At 64.9% G+C, this 19,642-nt stretch carries 23 protein-coding genes; 9 read left to right on the forward strand and 14 right to left on the reverse strand.

All coding sequences use genetic code 11. The annotated features are described in order from the left end of the window. Positions 1-211: 211 nt before the first annotated feature. The 9 genes from BLV31_RS24240 to BLV31_RS24280 form a co-directional block, all read right to left on the reverse strand. Positions 212-1,681 carry a ParB/RepB/Spo0J family partition protein gene (locus tag BLV31_RS24240; protein ID WP_064060068.1) on the reverse strand — a complete coding sequence of 490 codons (1,470 nt, stop codon included), beginning with the start codon at positions 1,679-1,681 and terminating at the stop codon, positions 212-214. A 148-nt stretch (positions 1,682-1,829) separates the two neighbouring features. Beyond that, positions 1,830-2,297, reverse strand: a complete 468-nt coding sequence (locus BLV31_RS24245) for a hypothetical protein (protein WP_064060067.1) — start codon at positions 2,295-2,297, stop codon at positions 1,830-1,832. Positions 2,298-2,812: 515 nt separating this feature from the next. Beyond that, complete coding sequence (locus BLV31_RS24250; protein ID WP_064062142.1) at positions 2,813-3,154, reverse strand: hypothetical protein; 342 nt, start codon at positions 3,152-3,154, stop codon at positions 2,813-2,815. Further along, a complete protein-coding gene (locus tag BLV31_RS24255; RefSeq protein ID WP_064062143.1) occupies positions 3,151-3,951 on the reverse strand; it encodes a ParA family protein in 801 nt (266 codons plus the stop codon). Before BLV31_RS24255 ends, BLV31_RS24250 begins: the two co-directional genes overlap by 4 nt. Before the next feature lie 481 nt (positions 3,952-4,432). Then, on the reverse strand, positions 4,433-4,828 hold the full coding sequence (locus BLV31_RS24260) for a hypothetical protein (protein WP_064061396.1): 396 nt from the start codon (positions 4,826-4,828) through the stop codon (positions 4,433-4,435). A 62-nt stretch (positions 4,829-4,890) separates the two neighbouring features. Beyond that, positions 4,891-5,832, reverse strand: a complete 942-nt coding sequence (locus BLV31_RS24265; RefSeq protein ID WP_064061397.1) for a DUF3560 domain-containing protein — start codon at positions 5,830-5,832, stop codon at positions 4,891-4,893. Between the two features lie 77 nt (positions 5,833-5,909). Beyond that, entirely contained in the window at positions 5,910-6,125 is a 216-nt protein-coding gene (locus BLV31_RS24270; RefSeq protein ID WP_064061398.1) for a hypothetical protein, read from the reverse strand. A 26-nt stretch (positions 6,126-6,151) separates the two neighbouring features. Next, positions 6,152-6,343, reverse strand: coding sequence for a hypothetical protein (locus BLV31_RS24275; protein WP_064061399.1), 192 nt, complete (start codon positions 6,341-6,343; stop codon positions 6,152-6,154). Between the two features lie 709 nt (positions 6,344-7,052). Next, positions 7,053-7,865: a DUF2637 domain-containing protein gene (locus BLV31_RS24280; protein ID WP_248846275.1), complete on the reverse strand. Its 813-nt coding sequence runs from the start codon at positions 7,863-7,865 to the stop codon at positions 7,053-7,055. 465 nt (positions 7,866-8,330) lie between these two features. Between BLV31_RS24280 and BLV31_RS24285 the strand changes: the two genes are divergently transcribed. Beyond that, positions 8,331-8,981 carry a hypothetical protein gene (locus BLV31_RS24285; protein ID WP_139193018.1) on the forward strand — a complete coding sequence of 217 codons (651 nt, stop codon included), beginning with the start codon at positions 8,331-8,333 and terminating at the stop codon, positions 8,979-8,981. Between the two features lie 87 nt (positions 8,982-9,068). Here the strand turns inward: BLV31_RS24285 and BLV31_RS24290 are convergent, their stop codons facing one another. After that, on the reverse strand, positions 9,069-9,326 hold the full coding sequence (locus tag BLV31_RS24290; RefSeq protein ID WP_064061401.1) for a ParB family protein: 258 nt from the start codon (positions 9,324-9,326) through the stop codon (positions 9,069-9,071). Beyond that, on the reverse strand, positions 9,323-9,598 hold the full coding sequence (locus tag BLV31_RS24295) for a ParB family protein (RefSeq protein ID WP_064061402.1): 276 nt from the start codon (positions 9,596-9,598) through the stop codon (positions 9,323-9,325). The genes BLV31_RS24290 and BLV31_RS24295 overlap by 4 nt, the downstream gene beginning before the upstream one ends. A gap of 186 nt (positions 9,599-9,784) precedes the next feature. Between BLV31_RS24295 and BLV31_RS24300 the strand changes: the two genes are divergently transcribed. Both BLV31_RS24300 and BLV31_RS24305 read left to right on the forward strand, forming a co-directional pair. After that, entirely contained in the window at positions 9,785-10,672 is an 888-nt protein-coding gene (locus BLV31_RS24300; protein ID WP_029547303.1) for a replication initiation protein, read from the forward strand. Beyond that, a complete protein-coding gene (locus BLV31_RS24305) occupies positions 10,669-10,932 on the forward strand; it encodes a sigma factor-like helix-turn-helix DNA-binding protein (protein WP_064061403.1) in 264 nt (87 codons plus the stop codon). The genes BLV31_RS24300 and BLV31_RS24305 overlap by 4 nt, the downstream gene beginning before the upstream one ends. Before the next feature lie 69 nt (positions 10,933-11,001). Here BLV31_RS24305 and BLV31_RS24310 read toward each other — a convergent pair whose 3' ends face one another. Together BLV31_RS24310 and BLV31_RS24315 are read right to left on the reverse strand one after the other, a co-directional pair. Continuing rightward, positions 11,002-12,000 (reverse strand): hypothetical protein, encoded by a 999-nt coding sequence (locus BLV31_RS24310; RefSeq protein WP_064061404.1) that lies wholly within the window; start codon positions 11,998-12,000, stop codon positions 11,002-11,004. A gap of 358 nt (positions 12,001-12,358) precedes the next feature. After that, a complete protein-coding gene (locus tag BLV31_RS24315) occupies positions 12,359-12,544 on the reverse strand; it encodes a toxin-antitoxin system HicB family antitoxin (protein ID WP_064061405.1) in 186 nt (61 codons plus the stop codon). A gap of 166 nt (positions 12,545-12,710) precedes the next feature. Here BLV31_RS24315 and BLV31_RS24320 point away from each other — a divergent pair, with 166 nt between their 5' ends. Beyond that, entirely contained in the window at positions 12,711-13,919 is a 1,209-nt protein-coding gene (locus tag BLV31_RS24320; RefSeq protein ID WP_139193019.1) for a GAF domain-containing protein, read from the forward strand. A gap of 218 nt (positions 13,920-14,137) precedes the next feature. On the opposite strand, the gene BLV31_RS24325 is transcribed toward BLV31_RS24320, so the two are convergent. Further along, positions 14,138-14,584, reverse strand: a complete 447-nt coding sequence (locus BLV31_RS24325) for a helix-turn-helix domain-containing protein (RefSeq protein WP_064061406.1) — start codon at positions 14,582-14,584, stop codon at positions 14,138-14,140. 535 nt (positions 14,585-15,119) lie between these two features. Between BLV31_RS24325 and BLV31_RS24330 the strand changes: the two genes are divergently transcribed. From BLV31_RS24330 to BLV31_RS24345, 5 genes are all read left to right on the forward strand, one after another. Continuing rightward, on the forward strand, positions 15,120-16,403 hold the full coding sequence (locus tag BLV31_RS24330; protein ID WP_064061421.1) for a hypothetical protein: 1,284 nt from the start codon (positions 15,120-15,122) through the stop codon (positions 16,401-16,403). Between the two features lie 233 nt (positions 16,404-16,636). Then, positions 16,637-17,170, forward strand: coding sequence for a DUF8176 domain-containing protein (locus BLV31_RS24335; RefSeq protein ID WP_248846276.1), 534 nt, complete (start codon positions 16,637-16,639; stop codon positions 17,168-17,170). A gap of 227 nt (positions 17,171-17,397) precedes the next feature. Beyond that, positions 17,398-18,579, forward strand: coding sequence for a cutinase family protein (locus tag BLV31_RS25670; RefSeq protein ID WP_254778520.1), 1,182 nt, complete (start codon positions 17,398-17,400; stop codon positions 18,577-18,579). A gap of 26 nt (positions 18,580-18,605) precedes the next feature. Continuing rightward, entirely contained in the window at positions 18,606-19,145 is a 540-nt protein-coding gene (locus BLV31_RS25675) for a hypothetical protein (protein ID WP_254778521.1), read from the forward strand. A gap of 154 nt (positions 19,146-19,299) precedes the next feature. Continuing rightward, positions 19,300-19,642 (forward strand): M23 family metallopeptidase (locus BLV31_RS24345; protein WP_437438433.1); only part of this gene is annotated, 343 nt, incomplete at its 3' end.

A 19,642-nucleotide genomic window follows, 5' to 3' on the forward strand; every position in this document is an offset into this window, starting at 1 on the left:
TAATTGACATGCTTTGTGAAGCCTTTTCGATGCGTTTTACATGATTGTGTGGTTGTTTTTTGATTCTTTTGTGATGCGTAGGCGAGGGCCGTGCCGGAGCCGTCGACTGGGGTTCGATACCCCGGTCGACGGCCATGCGTGCCGGGGGCCGGCACCCGGCGAGTGGTCCGGCCCGGTGGGCGGCCGATACGACCGCCCACCGGAAGGGGCGTTACTGCTCGTCGAGGGGGTCGAGTCCGGCGGCGCGGCGTTCGATGTCGGCGAGGGTGTAGCCCTGGGCTTCGATGGCGCGCAGGTAGAACTGCGACAGGTCGGTGGGCTTGCGCCAGTGCTCGACGCCGACCTGGGACTCGAGGGTGATGAGGATGTGGGCGCGCAGCAGGACCAGGGCGCGGAGGTCGGTGGCGCTTGCGAGCTTCGCGAGCGTGTCGGACGTGGGGAGCATCTGTTCGGCGAGGGTGCGGGCGTGATAGGCGGCGGGGATCTGGGGCCACTTCATCAGCACTGTTGCCACGAATGAGGCGGTGGCCTTGGGGGCGGTCTTGCGGGTGGTCTGCCGGGCGATCCACTTGCGGCGGACCTCGGTGGCGGCTCGCCATTCGCGGTTGTTCTCGATCACTTCGCGCCGCTGAGCTGCGCGGTCCTCGGCACTTTGTTCCTGTTCGGACTCGGCGGGGCGAGGGTGTCCCCACCAGGTGCGCCAAGGGGTGTCTTCGATATTGACGACGTGCCAGTACAGCGTGGTCTCGTGGTTTTCGACGACGTTCTCGCGGGGAATCATCCATTCCTCGCGAGCATCGCCGTCGGGTAGCTCGTCCACGATGTAGTCCGCGTCGATCTCGTCGCCGCTCTCGCGGTCGAAATAGGTGGTGCAGCTGTAGACGTACATCCCGAGGTGTCCGAGGGCGGCGACTTCTTCGATGGCGGGCGTGTTGCCTTTTTCGTCGGTGACGCGCTCGACCAGCTGGCTGGTCCCCTCCCCCACTCTCTCGTGAAGAGCACCGAGCGGCACGGCGGCGATGGAGTGTTCTGCGAGGTACGCCTCGGCGCGGGCCAGTGCGGCATTGCGTTCGGTGCGGCGCAACCGTTCGGCGGCGAGTGCGTGGTCGAGTCGTCCGCTGCCGATGGCCCACTCGATGCGGCGGACGACAGCGGGATCGTCGCTGAACTCGGCGAGGGCGGCGGCTTGTTCGATGGTCAGCTCGCCTCGTTGCACAGCGTCGCGCTGCTCGGTGTCGCGCAAGGTCAGGGCCGCCTCGATCTCGGTGCGGGGTGCCTTGGTGCGACGGGCGATCTTGGTGGAGGTCAGCCCGTGGTCGGCCAGGGTCTCGAACAGGGCCAGGCGTTCGCCGTTGGTGATCGCGGCGCGGTGTTCGTTCTCGCTCCACTGGGTGACGAGCCGTTCGACGGCGGCGTCGGTGCCATCGCCTTCGTCGCCGACGATGAGGGTGGGGATCTGGGTCAGTCCGGCCTCGAGGGCTGCGGCGGTGCGGCGGTGGCCGGTGAGCACGCGCAGGGGTCCGGCGGCGGTGCGGCACACAGTGATGGGGGTCAGAACCCCTTGCTCTGCGATCGACTCGCGGAAGGCATCGGTCAGGCGCAGGTCATGTCGGATGTTGGAGTCGGTGAGCAGGTCAGCGGGGTCGACGGTGGCGAATTCAGCGGTGCTTCCGTTGTTCATGGCTCAAGTTTACATCTGTTTTGATGATTTTTCGATGTTTTATTGGTGTCTATTCGATGTTTTCTTGGTGACTGTTGTCACACTTTTTACCCTCTGAGCTGGGGTTTCCGTGAAACGCAAACGGCCCCGCCGGGGCGAGGCCGTTGGTTCAGTCTTTTATGCGGTCATGGATGGGCAGGATCATGGATCGGTGGCCGAGATACCGTTCGGACAGCTCGCCCAGTCTCGAGTCGGAGGTTCCGGCGTAGTTGCCTCCGAACATCACCACTCGTCCCGACTCGGTGAGTTCGTACCGACGACGGTCGGCGTTCCATTCGACTCTGACCAGAGCGGCATGGCCGCCTTCGATGAAGGCGTGGCGTCGAATCCGTACGGCGACGGTGGGGCTGATCTGCTCATGGCCGCCGACGTGGCTTCGCATTCCGTGGGGGGTACAGCCGGACGGCAGTGACGTGATGTGGCCCGTGCGGGCGCGGCGCTCGTCGAGGACGCCGACCAGAAGAAGAGTGTCGGCGGCGGCGCTGATACCGCCGTTGGTGCAGTCGCCGAGGCGGTGGGCGCGGTAGACGTCGAGCAGGAGACCGGCGGGGCGATGGTCGTTCTCGTTGTTGTTCATACCTCTAGTTTACATCTGTTTTGATGCTTTTCCGATGTTTTTCTGGTGTTTGTTCGGTGCTTTTCTGGTGATGCTGGTCAACCGTTTATAGGCTATGACCTGCGGTTTTGCGGGTGTAGCGGGGGTTCGGTGGCGGTGGTGGAGCGGGTACCTCGGTCGGTCGGTGCTGCCCTGGTGAACCGGGCGCGGTGACTGCCGGGCAAGGGCGGGTTTTCCCTTGCTCGGTGGTCGGCGGGTCCGGTAGGGCCGTGCGGGGTGACCGGGCGCGGTGCACGCGGAGCGCGGGAACCTTGGGAGGGAGGGACAGGGGTCCGGGGGCGGAGCCCCCCGGGATCGGTAGAGCGATGCGGGTCGGGCCGGGAGTTTCTGTGCCTGTACACGAGGCCCGCATAGACCGAAGGCCCCGACCAGGAGGGGCGGGTTCACATGATCGTCGCAACCTCTCGTTGAGAGTGTTGCGACGATCATGTGAACCCGCCGAGGTCGGGGCCTTCAACGGTTGGACTGTGGGGCGGTCAGTCCTCGTCGGTGCTGTCGTTCTTGCTGCCGCGGGTTTTGCGCCGGCGCACCTTCTCCACCTCGGGGAAGGGCTCGCCGCCGTTGTATTCCTCTTCGAGCTTGTGGGTGTACTCGGCGATGGCGGCCTCGATGAAGCTGTTGAGACTGCCGTGTGCGCCGGGGTAGACACCGCGCAGACCCTTTTGAGCGTTGGTCGCAGCGTCGATGACGGATTCGGCGAGGGTGAACGTGCGCCGGGTCAAGGTGGGTTGCTGCACGATCTTCTTCGGTGCTGCGGACCGTGCCGGGACGTTCTCGTCGGGAGCTTCGGCGTCGAACATGCTGCGGATGTCGCTCATGACTTCTTCCTTTGGGTAATGGTGGTGGCCAGGTCGTCATAGACCAAGGCGTGACGCCAACCGTCCTTCGTGTCGGCGAGGGATACTCCGTCGTTGACGGCCCTCTTGATCGGCTCGGCGGATCGGACGCTGCCGAGGACGGGGATGCCGGCCTCGGTGAATTGGGTGGTCCAGGCGCGAGCGAGGACCGTTCCGGACTGCACCTTGTTGAGGATGGTGCCGCGGACCCACAGAGTGCTGTTATGCCGCTTCTTGATGCTCTGGGCGTACGAGGTCACGCCCTGCATGGCCGCGATGCTGAAATCATGCGCTTCGTTGAGAACGATGAGCTGGTCAGAGGCCACGAGCGCGCACATCTCGAGGGCATTTCGCGTGGGGGAGCAGTCGATGAGGATGTAGTCGTAGCGGTCACGGATCGGCTCGAGTGATTCCCGCAGGACGTGGGGGCCTTCGATGGGATCGTTGGTGATGTTCTTCTCGGCGGCGATGAGGTGGGCCGCGTTCGCAGGGGCGGCGATGAGATCGACGCCGGGGCGTATTGCACCGAGGATCGCCTCGGCAGCGGGCTTTCGGGTCTCCGGGTCTATATCGACGATGTGATCGGCGGTCACCTTCGCTGCGGCACGGAGGTCGGGCTGCAACTTGGTGAGGGTGTGGGTGAGGTTGCCGGAGGGATCAAGGTCGACCAGGAGCACCTTTTCGCCGGCACGGGCGAGGGCTTCACCGACGTTGAGCACGGTGGTGGTCTTGCCCACCCCGCCCTTCTCGTTGCCGATCAGAATGATTTTCGAACTCATGGCCTCCCTTTCCTGATGCAATAATACATCACTTCTGATTCATAAAGCGTGCTTTTCTGGTTCTTATCGGATGGCGGTTTCGTGACTGTTGCGGACTGGGTGGTGTTGCATCTGTTCAGGTGCGGTTTTCATGTCAGTGGTGGATGGAACGGCGACGGCCAGGGCTCGATGCCCTGGCCGTCGGCCACCGCTGCCACTGGGGGTGGGGGTGGCTTGAATCTGGTTGCGTTCGCGGGGTTTCCAGTCCTGTCGGCTGGTGCGTGACGCTAGCCAACATCCAACACTATCGGTGGCGCTCGTGCACAGGGGGGCCGCTGGGATTCGCGTCGGCTCGTGGTCGGCGGTGGGGTCTGTGCGGCGCAGCCGCTCCTTCGGGTTCGGTTCTCGGCCGGCCTCGCGGTGGTGGCAGACCGTAGGGGTGGGGCGGATATGGCGGCGGCCCGAGCCGGGGCCGTGAGGGGCGTCCGGCTCGGGCCATGGGTCAGCGGATCTCGCGGCACTGTCGGCATTCCCACCCTTGGGGGCGGAGAAGGCAGGTTCGTCGTTTTTCGCAGAGCCAGCAGGTCTGGTTGGCTTTTTCGGCTTCGCCGCGTTCCTGCGCTGCGGCTTTTTCGTGTTCGGCTGTGCGGCGTTCTCGCTCGGTGTCCAGGTCGTTGTGCTGGGCCGCGGTGGGTAGTGCGCGCATCGTGCGGTAGGCGGCGGCGGTGCCTGCGTCTCGTTCTGCGAGGTCGGCGGCGGTGTAGCTCGGGGGTCGGTCGGCTTCGTGCAGCATGGGTCCGAAGATCGTGCGGCAGGTCTGGCAGGGGGTGAGTTCGTCGGTGACGGGCTGTGTGCATCCGGGGATGATGCACTCGGCGAACAGGGATTGGGCGGTCATGGCGTCCTCGCGGCGAGTGGGGACCGGCGGCCGCGAGGGGGTCGCGGCCGCCGGATTGTGGGTTACTGACCTGGGCGGATGGGGGTGTGGGCGTCCTCGGCGCGGGCGTCGGTGATCTTGTCGTAGGGCAGTCGGTCGGTCCAGCTGTAGGCGGTGGCGACGGTGACCGACTTTGCGTTGACTCGGATCACCTTGTGCCAGGTGCCGGAGCAGTTGACGAAGCATCCGGGGCGTAGGTCGGCGCGGCTGTAGAGCTTGGGGCCGTCGGTGGCGTCCTGTTCGGTGCGTACTGCGGTCCAGTATTCGATGTCGCGCTCGAGTTCGGCTTTGTTGAGTTCGAGTTGGTGCATGTGGTTGCTGGTCTCGGCGGTGTGTCCGGCAGCGCGGTACTTGGTGAGGTGACGTTCGATGCTGCGTAGTTCGACGCTTTGTCGTTCGATGCGGCGGTGGATCACTGCGGGGGTGTAGCGGTGATCGGTGCTGCGGGCGGCGATGCGGGCGGATTCGGCGGCTGAGCGGGCGGCGGCGTCGGCTTCGATCGCGGCGCGGGCGGTGGTGTGGGCGCGGTCGAGGGCGCGGCGGTGGCGTCGTTCGCTGTGATGTCCCACTTTGATGGGTTCTCCGCCTTCGGGCAGTGCGGCACAGGCGTGGTCGTGGCGTGCGTGGGCGGTGTCGGCGGCGGTGGCTTTGCGTTCGGCCTTGGCTGTGAGGGCGGCGGCGCGGTGGGTCAGACGCTCGTTGTGGTCGTGGTGGGCGTCGGTGCCGTCGCGGAGGGTGGTGTCGATGTCGGTTTCGACGTCGTGTCCGGCGGCGCGCAGGGCGGCGGCGGTGTGTTCGATGCGGGCGAGGTGGGGGGCGCGGTCGCGGCTGTGGGGGATGTACCAGGCGGTGATGCTGCGTCCCCATTTCCAACCTGCGGTTTTGAGGATCGGGGCGGTGCCGTCGCCTTTGCTGGTGCCGTCGATGATCGTGCCCGCTGTGGGGGTGTGCGTGATGGTGAGCATGTGCGCGTTTCCTGTTCGGGTCGGTAGTGCGCGCCGGTGGGGAGTCGCGGTGACTCCCCACCGGCGCGGAGGGTGGATCAGTACTCGGCGATGAAGACAGGCCAGTGGGGGTCTGGGCGGGTGGTCCAGCGGAGGATCGTCCGCCAGTAGGTGGTGGTCCGGTAGGCGCGTTCCTCGTGGTGGGGGCACATGACCCACTCGCCGTCGGTGTGGGTGGCTTTGGTGGTGCAGCCGTTGTAGTCGCACCACTGGTCGGGAAGCTCGAGTGTCTGGACGGGGGCGGGAGTGGTCATCGCGTCTTTCCTTCCGGGGTGGTCGGTCAGCTGAGGCCGGATTCGATTGCGGCGCTGATTTCGTCCTCGGTCATGCCTGCGGCACGGGCGGCGGCCTTGGTGTCGCGGGACTCGGCCAGGACTACGGAGATGCCCTTGCCGGTCGAGATGTTCTCGAGCAGGGCATCGATGTCGCGGCCGAGGTTGTGGAGCTTCGCGATGATCTCTTCCTTGGTCATGACTCTAGTTTACATCTGTTTTGATGCTTTTTCGATGTTTTGTTGCTAATTTTTTGGTGCTTTTCTGGTGATGCCGGTCACACGTTTTTAGGCTATGACCTGCGGTTTTGCGGGTGTATCGGGGGTTCGGTGGCGGTGGTGGAGCGGGTACCTCGGTCGGTCGGTGCTGCGCTGGTGAACCGGGCGCGGTGACTGCCGGGCAAGGGCGGGTTTTCCCTTGCTCGGTGGTCGGCGGGTCCGGTAGGGCCGTGCGGGGTGACCGGGCGCGGTGCACGCGGAGCGCGGGAACCTTGGGAGGGAGGGACAGGGGTCCGGGGGCGGAGCCCCTGGGGATCGGTAGAGCCGATGCTCACGGCAGACGAGCCGGGGCACACTCCTAGCCAGCGCGAGGCGGCACCGTCCGCCGGCCGCGGGAGCATACGTTTACCGGCCCCGAGACCAACGAGGCAAAGATCCGCCTGCCACACCGACCCTCGAAGCACACTGCTCGTCGACACCCGAGACGACCCGAAGGGGGTCCGGGGGCGAATCGCCCCTGGTCAACGCCGCAAATGCGGCTCGGCGCACCGATCCGGGGACGATTCCCGAGTTCGATACGCCGAGGTGAGGCTGGCAGGCATCAGACGTGGACATTTTTTGATGTCGGCCTGATCTTTTATTGATTCAGATTTGAAGCTGAAAAGTTGTTTTTTCGATGGTCTTGTGATGCTCAGATGGTGACGGAGGTGTCGGCCTCGGAGAGCCATCGGTAGACGGTGGCGACGGAGCGGTCGACTTCTTGGGCGATGACGGGCACGTCCACTCCGGCCTGGCGTCGAGTCAGTGCCCACTCGCGACGTTCCTCGTGGGAGTGGAAGGTCGGGATGCGGGTGGCGTCGAGGTGCGCGCCGGGTAGGTGGGGCAGTGGCACCTCGAGCTGTCGAGTGAGAGCGTCAGAGGTCGCGGTGCGAGTCGGTTGCGCGGCTGGGGTCTCGTTCGCAGTCCTGGCTGCGGCACGGTTCTCAGTGATGGTCGTGACGTGAGTCTTGGATGCGGTCGCGTTCTCGTTCGCGGTCTCACGGCGCGGCTGTGTCGCGGGCACGGATTCGATGTGAGTCTCGGCGGGGCTCTCGGTGGGCGCGGCGGTGCGACGGCCGAGAACGGTCAGCGCGTGGGTGGACGCGAGCAGTGAGATCGGCGGGAGTGTGGCGATCACGGCAGCGAGAACGGAGTTGAAGCCCGGCGTCGTGGTGAGAACGGCGTGGATCGCGTTTCCTGCGATCGAGACGGTGGCGGCGCCGATGAGAATCTTCCAGAAGAATCGTCGCGCCCGGTGGTCGTGACGTCGGGAGACGACTCCCATCGTTGCTTGCAGGATCGTTCCGTCGACGATGACGGGGAACAGGAAGGCGATCTCTCTCGGTTGGCCGGCCTGGATGCACAGGTCTCGCAGTGCGAGGAAGCTGAGAATGAACGCGGCCGCCCCGATTCCTACGGTGATGGTCACGCCTGCGAACCACATGGATCCGCTGACGGCGGTCACGGTGGCAGGTTCCGAGTTCTTCTCGTTCTTATGGCACTTCGTCGCTATCATAGCGTCCATAATAACAATGGGAACTATGAAATGAGAAGTGGTTTCTTATGTGAGAGTTTCAGGTCACGGTGAGTTCTTGTCTTGAGAATTGCGGCCGAGGTAACTGGTCGCGACCGCGAGATTGGAGCAAGTCGAGACTCACACAGCGAGCAGGACTGGCCTTCCTTCCCTGTTGGCCCGTCTCTTGCGTAACGGTGGTGGCGAGGTCCCCGAGGCCCGGCGGTAGGTATGCCGGTCGGTCGATGTCGCGTTCTTTGAGGTCGACGGTCCGGTTAGCTGGGCGGCCCGATCGGGCTCACGTCAGGTAGTCCTTCAAAGCGGTGGGTAGGTTTCGTCGCGACGGAAACACTCCACGATCAAAACACGGTATTCCAAGGATGCGCGATGATCACCGCACAGTGACCGGAGGACTACATGACTGAATCAGCATCGCCCGCAACCGCGATGTCCACATTGAACACACCCGCGTATGTCGTGGCCGGAATGGCGAGCATCGCCGTGATCGTCGGAAGTCTCGGACCGTGGGGGATACTGCAGAATCCGCTGGCCTCGGCCACTTTCAGTGGCACTGACAGCTCGGACGGAAAGCTCACCCTCATCGCTGCGGGAATTGCCGGAACGGGCTTGCTGGTGCGTGCATCGTGGAATTCTTCGGTGCCGCTGATCGTGGCGCTTCTCGCTGGAGCCTTATGCGCGCTGGTCGGATTCACCGACTTGTTCAGAGGTAACGCAATGTTCGCCGAGTCCGGTGACGTGTTCGCCTCGATTGGGTGGGGCCTGTGGTTGGTGTGCATTGGATCGGTTGCGTTGCTACTGGGGCTTATCTTGTGTTTGCTCCCGCAGATCGCAGAGGCATTCGGATCCTCGGCACAGACCACAGACGTACGGAACCCTTCGGCGCAGGAGCCATCGATGCGGAAAGGCCAGGTCAAGGCCACCAGATCAGCTTGGTACAGCCGTGTCGAGGCTTCGGACCGATGGGGGTACGTGATTGTTGCAACGTGCTGCCTGACGACAGTGGCCCTTCTCATTTGGGCATTCAGTGTCAGAGCACCGTGGGAGTGAATTATCGCCAGCGCAAGGCGTCAATTGAGTTCCGTCGCGTCGACAGGGCCAGCTCTCAAGGGTTCGGGAGACTACGGTCCCGTCGCTTCAAGCACGGTTCCATCGACCGACGCCGGTCTGGGAAGTGGATTTGATCTCTCCGGCGGACGGGACGTCCCAGGGGCGGCCGTTGTTGTGTTCGGTTTCGAGCCGTTCGATTGTCTCGAGGACGGCTGCCTCGAGAAATTCGCTCAAGGTGCTCGGCGGAAGGATGGCGCGGGTGCCGAGGTAGGCGGCGCGGATGCGTTCGGCTTGGTCGGTGTGGAACCCGAGTTTGAGTCGCGGTGTGCGTGACGCCTCGGTCATTGCTGCTGGTCCTGTTTTCCTGGGTGGCCGGGGGCGTTGCGTCCGACGCCGGTCTGGGAGAGGGATTTGAGTTCGCTGCGGCTGGGGGTGCGCCAGGGTCGGCCGTCGTTGTGTTCGGCTTCGAGGCGTTCGATGGCCTCGACCAGCAAGGTGGTGATGAACTCGCTGAGGGTGGCCGGGGGCAGGATGGCGCGGGTGCCGACGTAGGCGGCGCGGATCCGGTCGGCGTCGGCTTCGCTGATGTCGAAGGCCATGCGCTTCTTCCCGGTCATGGTTCTCATCGTAACTTCGGTACGTGTGTCGTCGACTCTGTCATGAGGGGAGAGGTTCGAGGTGTGGAAGGGAGCTGCCGGGGCGGATACCTGATATGGCTTGGCATGACCTACCCGAATAATCTCTGTATATGGCTCGGCGTGTCCTACCCGAATAGTCGATCTTGGTAGTGCACAGTACTCGGCATGGAAACCGTGGGGGAGTCCCTTCTCACTGACGAGCAGTGGGGAAACGAGGTGCTCCTGCCGCATCGGCCGTTCGCGACGAACCAACTCGAGCACGGTCAGTACCGAATGAGCCGTGACCAGGCATTGATGATGCGCTACATCCAGCACTCTCCACACGCGTTGCTCGGATCGATCGTCATCGACTGTGACCACCCCGATGCGGCGATGCGGGCGTTCGAGAAACCGTCGGATCATCCGACGCCGAGCTGGGTCGCGCAGTCTCCCTCCGGGCGGGCGCACCTGGGTTGGTGGCTGGGCGATCATCGAGTCTGCCGTACCGACTCGGCGCGGTTGACTCCGCTGCGCTACGCCCATCGCATCGAGCGAGGTCTGTGTATCTCCGTCGGTGGGGACTTCTCCTACGGTGGGCAGCTGACCAAGAACCCGATCCACCCTGAATGGGAAACCATTTACGGTCCAGCGGATCCCTACTCGTTGCGGGATCTGGCGACCATCTACACACCTCGTCAGGCCCCGCGCCGGCCCGACCGCTCCGTGGGTCTGGGCCGCAATGTGACGATGTTCGACACTGCCCGTAAGTGGGCGTACCCACAGTGGTGGCACCATCGTCATGACACCGTCGACCAGTGGCTTCAACTGGTTCTTCAGCGTTGTCACGGAATCAACAGCGAGTTCGCCGACCCTCTTCCTTTCATCGAGGTCCGTGCCACGGCGTACTCCATCGGCAAGTGGATCTGGCGTAACTTCGACGAGGGGACGTTCCGGGCGCGCCAGGCAGCACGTGGCAGCAAGGGGGGCAAGGTCATGAGCTCCGCCAAACGGGAAGCAAACAGGAAGCGGGCCACCAAGTTCGATTTGGCGACAGCATTGGAGTTTGCGCAATGAGTGGCAGCGCCCAGGCACAACAACGTCGGTCGATCACCGCAAAGGAACTGGCACGCCGGCTCGGCTCGTCGGAGCGCACTGCACGTCGTCTGATTGCCGAACCCCGAGACCAATTCCTCGAACGCGCAGAACGTCGACGCAAGCAGGTGGTCGAACTTCGCGAGCAGGGGATGAAGTACCGCGAGATCGCCGAGGAACTGAAGATATCGATCGGAGCGGTGGGTCGGATATTGCATGATGCCCGCAAGCTCGAGGGGTAGGAGCGGCTTCCGCGTGAAACGATTCGATTCCCCTTCGCCGCTGCGGTGCTGACCGGAGCGAGCATTTCTTCAGTAGTGGTTCCGGTCGAAGCGGTCCCCGCGGGTCCGGGTGCGCATGCCCAAGCGCTGGAACAGTATCTGCCGGATCTCGGCGAGAGCGGTGGCACGGGTGTCGTCGCTGGCCGGAGGGTGAGCAGCACGCCGGTCGAGTTCGGCGCGACGTTCGGCGGCGCGGCGGTCCTGGATCTCAGTGCGGCGCTCGGTGGGGGTAGGCCCTGACCACACGTCGGCGAGGGCGCGGAGCTGCCAGCGCAGGAAGGCGGTCGGGGACGTCAGGTGTGGAAGGGTGCGGTCGCGGCGGAACTCGGTGATCTGGTCGGCGATGTCGTCGCCGGTCCATCGGGTGGTGTCGATGCCTGCGGCGGTCAGGGCGTCGGCGATCGCTCCGACGTGGTGATGGGTGGTTCCGGGGACGTAGTGGCCATTCCGGTCCACGCCGCGGTATTCGGGCATCGTGGGACCGAGTCGGTCGGCCAGGCGCGCTGCGGCGATCTGAGCGTGTAGGGGTCGTGGGCCGCCCGGGGTTTTCGAGGAAGCTCGGGCGCGGCGCGTAGCGCGCGCGTTGGTGATTACTTGAGAACGAGAGATACCTGTAGAACCCAAAGGGTTCTCCGGTAGATCCGCATGATTCGGAAACTGGGGATAAACAGAAGAGGTGGCAGTGAACTTGCTGGTCAAGGCCCACACGGAAGCTGCGCGAAGTTGCTTTCCGCCGTGGGTGAGGCTGGCTTCGATGCGTTCGGCGATGGTGAGGTAGCGGCCGCGGACGAGTTCGACGGCGGCTCCGATGCGGCGAAGGATCTGGCGGGCTCGGTCGAGGACGTCGGTGCTGATGCCGGCGTATTCGGCGAGGGTGTCGCGGGCGGCGGTGAGGCTGCGGCCGGTGGATTCGTCGGCGTAAGCGGCGTGAGCGTTGGCGGCGGCGATGAACTTGTCCGGGGCGATGCGGTGCTCGTGGCAGATCTTGATGCCGGTCTCGCTGCGGGCGAAGGTGATGATCTGGCGCATCCATCCGGCGCGGGAGTCCCAGACGGGGATGGGGGAGTAGGCACCATCGGAAACATGCAGGTTGTAGCTGCCGCGACGGCGACCACGGCGGGTCTTGGGAGTAGCGCGAGCGGCGTGTGCGCTCCGTTGAGGGCGACACGCGGGTGTGTGATTTGAGGCGGAAGTTGGCCCAAACGAGCAGCGCTCGCTAATATGCATAACGAAGACTTTCTGGTGAGAAAGTTCGAGTGGCCCGAGAGAGTTTGGCGACTGGCTCGGTCACATATTCGGTTTGGAAGACCCCTCGCTTGGCAGGCGGGGGGTTTTCTGCATCTGAGGGCGGTCTAGTTGGCGGCTAGCGGCCCCTCGCTGGTGACGTTTACACGGCCACCGCCTTGATCTCGCGGGCAAGGTCCGGTCGACCGGCTTGCAGTGCGAGCAGGTCGGCGACGTACTGAGACAGCGCGACCTTGGCGTCCTTGGCATCGTTGCGGAGCTGTTCGTGCAGCTCAGCGGGGATACGTAGAGTCATCGCAGCGCGGTCGCCTTTGTGCGGCTGTGCCATGCGTAAACCCCCGTTCTTCAAGATCGGCCCGTTGAATCTGACTCAGGTTAGCGGCTGAGAGGGCGGATGTCAGTTACCCCCGTAAATCGGCGTGGCGCGTGTCGACTCGTGGGACGACAGCATAGGTCTGAGCCGGGACCCCCAGCTGCGTTGTGTACTGCGGATGGTGGGTGCTGCAGCTGTGGTCGCTCCGTCCGGGGTTATTGCGGGACGAGCCACGGGTGGAGGGGCCAGCGCTTGCTTCGAAGAAAGGAGTAGTCGGCAGGTAGGTTCCCTGGGGCAGCTGCACTGTGCCTACGGCTGGGGAGGTTATAAGTTAATCGTGATTCTCAACGAGTGGCATCTGGTCGAGACGTTGGTAGACGGTGAGATGTCCGTTGTCAGCTGCGGCGGCACGGTCAAGGATTGGGCGTCGGTGACCCGGCATGTTCAGCCGGCTCCGGACCTTCCGGTCACGCCGATCGTCGACGAAGTGGTTCGCACTCGTCGTCCGGTCACGATCGATCTGTGCTCACGTAAGGAAGCGCAGAAGGCGTTCCACATCAAAGCGCTGCCCGTTCTCGGCCCGAGTGGGGAGGCACACGGCGTCCAGGTGTGGGTGGGAGAGTCCGGCCGGGTCCCCGGCCCGCCTCGGATCGCAGCCGGGATTGCGTGGAATCTCGAGCGGATGGTGATCGGTCAGACGATCGAAGCATCGATGATGTCCGGGGTGCTCCCTGAGGAGCACGTGCCGGAGCGAACTCCGGCGGAGTACATCGCCAATGCGGTGAAATTCGATGATTCGGCGTCGTTGTTCGAGCTGAGCATCGAGCCGGTGCATGGTCGTCGGTGGGCGGCTCCCGTATCGGTTCTGCACGCGGACGGTCGGGTGATGCGTTGGTACTGCTGGGGCAAGGGGTGCACTGATCCGGGCAACGTGGGATTGCGGCTGCTGTGGCACGACGTCTCCGATACGACGTCACCGGAGTTGCCGACACTGAGCGAGCTGGGAATGCAGGAGATGCTGCGGTCTGCGGAGGTCTACACCGGTGTCTTTGTCGCCGACCTCGCGGTTCTGGTGATGTGGCTACCGGACGCTCCGCCATGGGTGTTCTGGCGAAATATCAAGAGTGGAAACGAGATCGTGCATCCCGACGACCGGCATGTACTGGCCGACGCGCTGGCAACGTTCCGTTCGGGTAATACCGCTTCTCGGTGCGTCCGCGCCCGTCTGCGTTCGGAATCAGGTTGGCAAGCAGCGCATTTGTCGATCAGCCCGTATCCCGGTCCACTCAGTGACCGTCTCGTGCTCGTTCGAGTTTCAACGATTCCGGACGAATTCGATTTGCTCACAGAGGATTTGCAGGGTTCTGATCGGGGCATGTCGGGCAGGTAGGTTGGCCCCGGACTATCTGCCGTGGTCTGGTAATTTGTCTTCCGCGTCCCCTTCTGTGGGGATTTCCCGGGGCTTGTCCACTCGGTCCTGGATGTAGCACAGCCGGTTTCGGCCGCCTCCGCATGCCCGCGCGAGGCGGGCTGCTATCTCTGCGGGGGGAGAGATTAGACGTGGTGATCCGTATTTGTCGTGCGTCGACACACAGCGTGTCGCGCGTGTCAGACGGGTGCGCCCGGCGGCCGGGTTCGGGTCCGTTCGTAGGCGGCGCGGACCTCGGCTGTGTCCACTTCCAGAGCTTGGGCCAGTCGTTCGGCCACCGGCTCTCGCAGTACGGTTTCCCCCAGCTCGAGGCTGCTGAGCGAGGCTGTGGAAATGCCTGCTTGCAGCGCCAGCTGGGGCTGGGTCAGGCCGGCCTGGACGCGCAGATCGCCCAGATACCGGTCGTGCGGGGGTATCCGCACCAGCTCGGACATCGGAACGTCGAGGGCGGCAGCGACACGGGCCAGACGGTCCACCTGCGGGGTCGCCTGCCCGGATTCCCAGGCACGCACGGCCGCCACGCTCACTTCGGCAAATCTCGCCAGGTCACCACGGGTGTAACCCTTCTCCGTCCGCAGATCGATCAGCCTCTCGCGGTCGAATCCCCGAAGAGGCCGTCTCGTCATGCCCGAAACCTTTCCACGAGCCATAACACTGCCCTACAGGAATGGCTTGCGTCATCTTCCACTGTAATAGATTTTGCTGTAGTATTCCGGAATAGAGTTTCAATGAAGGGTTTTGTGGGGAAGGGGGTAACGATCAGCTGAGCCGAGGAGCGTCTGGCCCGGCAATCAGCGCGAGCCACGGTGAGGCCACCGGCAAAGGGAAACCCCCGGACACGTGTCAGTGATTGGCGTCGGTGTCACGTATCCGGGGTTGAACCACCTACGTAACAACCCATCCGGGCTGACTACGCAAGCTCGGGCACCAGGTCACTACGGACGAGAGCCCACTTCCTTGTCGGGCGCTGCTGCTCTGGCGTTACTCGACTGTGCGCGCCGGGCAGCAGCGTTCCCGCACCTAGCCGGCGCTGCCGACACGTGCACAAGCGGACTACCTCTCTGTGGTGACCACCCGATCTTCTCGGCCCTGACGGATCCCTGTCTCGCTCAGGTCCTTCACGCATTCGGGATTCGATTCATTCGCAGAAAGGCGATGTACATGTCCGTATCCAACGAAGATCAGCTGGTTTCCGGCACCGGCAGACACCGGCGCCGCCGAACGACCAGTGCGGTGCTCAGCACCGCGACTCTGGCACCGGCGGCAGCCGGGTTGCTCATTGCTTTTGCGCCGACGGCAGCAGCAGCGCCGACCGGCGACTCCGGCGGCGGGCAGGCGGGCATCACGTCCCCGCCGCAGTCCGGTGGTGGGCAGGCGGGCATCACCTCCACGCCCCCCTCGACTTCTGCTCCTGCACCCTCGGCTCCTGATCCACAGCCCGCCGAGAACTTCTGGGTAGCGCCTCCGGCCGAGTACAACCGCGGCACCCGCGCCTACAACCCGCAGACCGGCGGCGGTGTGTCGATGGCGCAGTACAACGGCTATTCGGGCGGCGACAACTCCGTCTACTCCGGCTACTCCGGTTACAGCGTTCCTGCTCCGCAGGCGCCGGTCGTGGTCGAAGGCCCGACCCTGCCGATCGAGGCTCCGGTCAACAAGATGCGTTTCGGCCGGGTGATCTTCGACCAGCCGAACTGGGTCTCGGACGTCGATGCCGAAAAGACCAATCGCACGACCGCAGTGGTCGAGGCGATGGTCACCGACTACCACCGGTCGACCGGCGTGGAGACCGAAGAGGCCGAAAAGATCGCCTCGGCCCAGGTCGCAGGCACGGCTGTAGGTGCAGCGACCGGATTCGGCACCGGCTGCCTCGCGGCTGGTGTCCCGACCGCACTGGCAGTGGGCACGGTCGCGGGCATCGTCGGGGCGGGAGCAGGCACGATGGTGCCCCTGCCGATTCCGGGGGTTGCTCCCGTGACCTCGGGCGTTGCCGCTACCGCCGCTGGTGCGGCGGCCGGATTCGGCGTCGGATGCGCGGTCGGTGGCGGACTCGGCGCACTCGGCGGCGGTCTGGCCGGGTACGGGGTCGGCACGGCTTACGGCGCGGGCGAGGATGCCACGCCGATCGAGACCGAGGTGCCCGATATCGAGGCCGAACAGGTCACCGAACAGGTCGACACCACGCTCGCGCAGTGGTCGGAGGATCCCATCGGTGCGGCTGCTGCCGACGCTGTGCAGACCTTCGCCACCGAGACCGCACCTGCGATCGATGAGCAGGTCCGCGACTTCGTTCAGGCACAGCCCGGCGGCGAGCAGGTCATCGAACAGGTCGACCAGGCACTCGACTCGTTCTTCACCGACGCGACGCCGGGGCTGGCATCGCGCCTGGTCAGCGAGGCGGTCGGTCTGGGTCTCGGCACGCCCGCACCCGCAGTCGACGCCTGAGTCCAGTCGAAGAGGGAGACGAACCGATGAAGCGGAACGACCGAGCGGGCTCACCTCGGGTGCTCGATGCGACCGCACCTCGCACCCGGATGGTTCGGGAGTCGGTGCCGGTGTCGGTACCGGTGGCCGAAGAGCGCTTTTCCTCCGGGAGAACCGCGTCTACCCGTGAGTCGGCGTCTCGAGTGGTCGCGGCGGCCGATGCCGGTCGCCGCGCCACTCACCCGACCACGCAGGTGACCACGCGCCGCCCTGCCGGGAAGGGACTGACCTATGCCGGCCTCGGCCTCGCGGCCGTGGCCGTCGTGGGACTGGCCGGCTGGAGCATCACCGCTTTCGTCGGCGGCGGTGACGACGACGCGGACTTCGGTGGCCTGGTCCCGGACACCGCAACCGCTGCGCCGACCGCGGCCGCGGCAGCGGCAGATGATCCGTGCTCGCCTGGCGAGGGTGACCAACTCTCCGGCGAAGGGGTGATCGCGGCGCTCGAACACCGCTATTACCTGCTGCGTTCGGGTGAGTCGGTGCGGGAGTTGATGGCCCCTGATGCGCCGTTGCCCGAAGCGGCAATGATCCAGCAGGGCATCGACACCGTGCCGCTGGGGACCACGCACTGCCTCGAGGTCACGGCCATCGGGCCGAACACCTACAGCGCGCAGATCACCGAGGTCCGCCCGGATCGGCGCAACGAGTTCAAACAGCGCATCACAACGACCACGGCCGAGGACGGCCGAGTGATGATCCGCTCCATCGAAGAGGTCGGGGCATGAGGAAAGCAAGTCTCGCTCTGGCAGCGGCAGCAGTGACCACCGCGGCCGCGGTGAGCACACCGACAGTTGCTCACGCAGCGGAGACGAACGGGTGTGCGCGCACGATCGCGCTGATGATTCCCGGCACGACGGAAACGTCCGCTCATGCTGATCCGACCGTGCCGACGGGCATGCTCGCGGCGGTCGGTGACGCACTCGAGCAACGGTTCGGCAAGAACCTCGACGTGGTGTACGTGCCGTATCCGGGCGAGGCGTTCTTCAACGGCACGTCCTATGCCGAATCGAAGTCGCGGGGCGACAAAGCGGCAGCGGAGTTGATGGAACGGTGCCCGTCGTCGAAGTACCTCATCGCCGGGTACAGCCAGGGCGCGCAGATCGGCAACGATCTGGCCGTCAACATCGGCCACGGTCTCGGCCCCGTCACTCCGCAGCAGGTCAAGGCGGTGATTCTGCTCGCTAATCCGAAGCGGGGCACCGAGGGCGCAACGTTGATCGGCCCGCCCCTGAGCGGTCAGGGCATCGCTGGGCCGGCCCCAGAAGGGTTCGGCAAGCTCGCGGGCAAGGTGTTCGACATCTGCCACCCGGACGATGCGTACTGCAACACCGATGGCCAGTCGACGCCGTTCCTGGCGTCTCTGGGCCGGATCATCGCCAATCCGCCGGGAGCGGTCGACGTTTCTGCCGAACTCGCCTCGACTGCATCACCCCAGACTCCGACGATCACCGGCACGTCGACAGTGGCGCAATCCTCCCTGGTCGATGAGCTGTCCTCGCCGGGGACCTGGCGCAACGCGGATCTGTCGGCGGTGTTCGGGGCAGCCTCGCAGCTGGCCGAGTCGGTGTCGTCGCTCGATGCCGCTGGTCCGACGTCGACCACCTCAGCGGCGAACATCGCCCGCATGACGCAGCAGGCGCGGCTGGTGTCGGAGACTTTGACGCCGATCGACCAGGCGCGAGAGTGGATCGACAGCAATCCGGGCGCGCGTGAGACGTTCACCTCGGCTCCCGAGGGATCGCCGGAGGCGACCACGGCGGGCGTGCTCGACATGCTCGAGCAGGTCGATGTCCCGGCAGTGTTGTCGGCCGCCGAAGCGGTGACCGGCGTGAGCACGGCCTTGCTCAAGTCACGGGCCTCGGGCGAGTCGATCGATGTGTCGACGCTGGCAGAGTCGGCAGATGCGCTGGTCGCGGGCCTGTCGCCGTTGGCGGCCTCGGGTCCGGTGGAGTTGCGGACGGCAACGCAGGTGCTTTCGGTGGCCAAGCCGACGACGATCATCAATCAACTGCTGGGCGTCGTCTCCGGCGTGACCTCGGTCGACTATCCGGCGGTGGCGGCCGGGTTGCAGCAGCTTCCGATCAAGATTGCCACCGGCGATGTGCACGGAGCGCACGCGGTCGCGGGGATCTGAACAATCAGCTCTCCCCGCTGGTGAAGATGGCTGCCGGGGTGGATTTCAAGACACTCTCGCGGCTGGTGGCGATGGTTCCGGACCCGTCCGGCACGGCCGCGATCGCCGCGCTGGTGCTCGATCTGCTCGGCAACGTCGATGTGATTCGCTTGGCCCGCAATGTCGGTGAGATTCAGGAAATCGCCTGGTCGGTGGCCGAAAGCGGGAACGTGCTCGAGCTGTCTCGGCTGATGCCGGTGGCGGTGGAGCTGGCGCAGGTGGCTCTCGGCGTGCTCACCCCGGGCCAGAAGATGAGTCCCGATCAACTGCACGATCCGGGCGATCCGATCGGCTCGCTGATGGCGGTGCAGGCACAGGACAGTGATCTGGCCGGCCTGGGCCAATCGGTGATGACGCTGGCGAGTAGTGACGGTGCGGCAGAGCTGGGGCAGCTGGTGGCCGAAGGATTCACCGCGGCGAGTTTCTACGCCTCGAACTCGCACATTGCGTATCCGAGCTGGTCCCCGGATGGGAAGGACAACGCGATCGACACGATGGTGAACGTTTTCGCCAAGGCGATCGGCTGACGCCGGGCGGTCCTGGTCAGCGGGTGGTGCCGCTGCCAGGACCGGGAGCCTTCCACTAACGCGACATCCGACCTCGGGCGGGCGGATGCGAAGTCACTCACGTGCATGGCCTGGGCGGGCTAGCGACAAGCACTCATGCAAAGGGGGTGAGAACGTGGCTTCTTCGACGACGAAAATTTCGCTAGCAGCCAGCGTCGTGGCCCTGATGGGTGCGCTGGTGATGTGCGGCAGCGACAATCCCGATCCGGACAACTGCCTGCCGACGCAGGGACCGTCCCGGTCACCGAACAACCTGCGTGCTGCCACCGGCAAGAAGGTGCAGCCGATGGTCACCGGCACCTACACGTTCACCTCCGGTTTCGGCCCGCGCTGGGGTACCTCGCACAACGGCATCGACCTGGCAGCACCGATCGGTACGCCCTTCTATGCACCGATCGACGGAATCGTTGTTGCAGCAGGAGATTCCGGCGCGAGCGATGAGAACGGTTTCGACAACT

Source organism: Rhodococcus pyridinivorans, assembly GCF_900105195.1.
In the GTDB taxonomy this organism is placed as follows: Bacteria; Actinomycetota; Actinomycetes; order Mycobacteriales; family Mycobacteriaceae; genus Rhodococcus; species Rhodococcus pyridinivorans.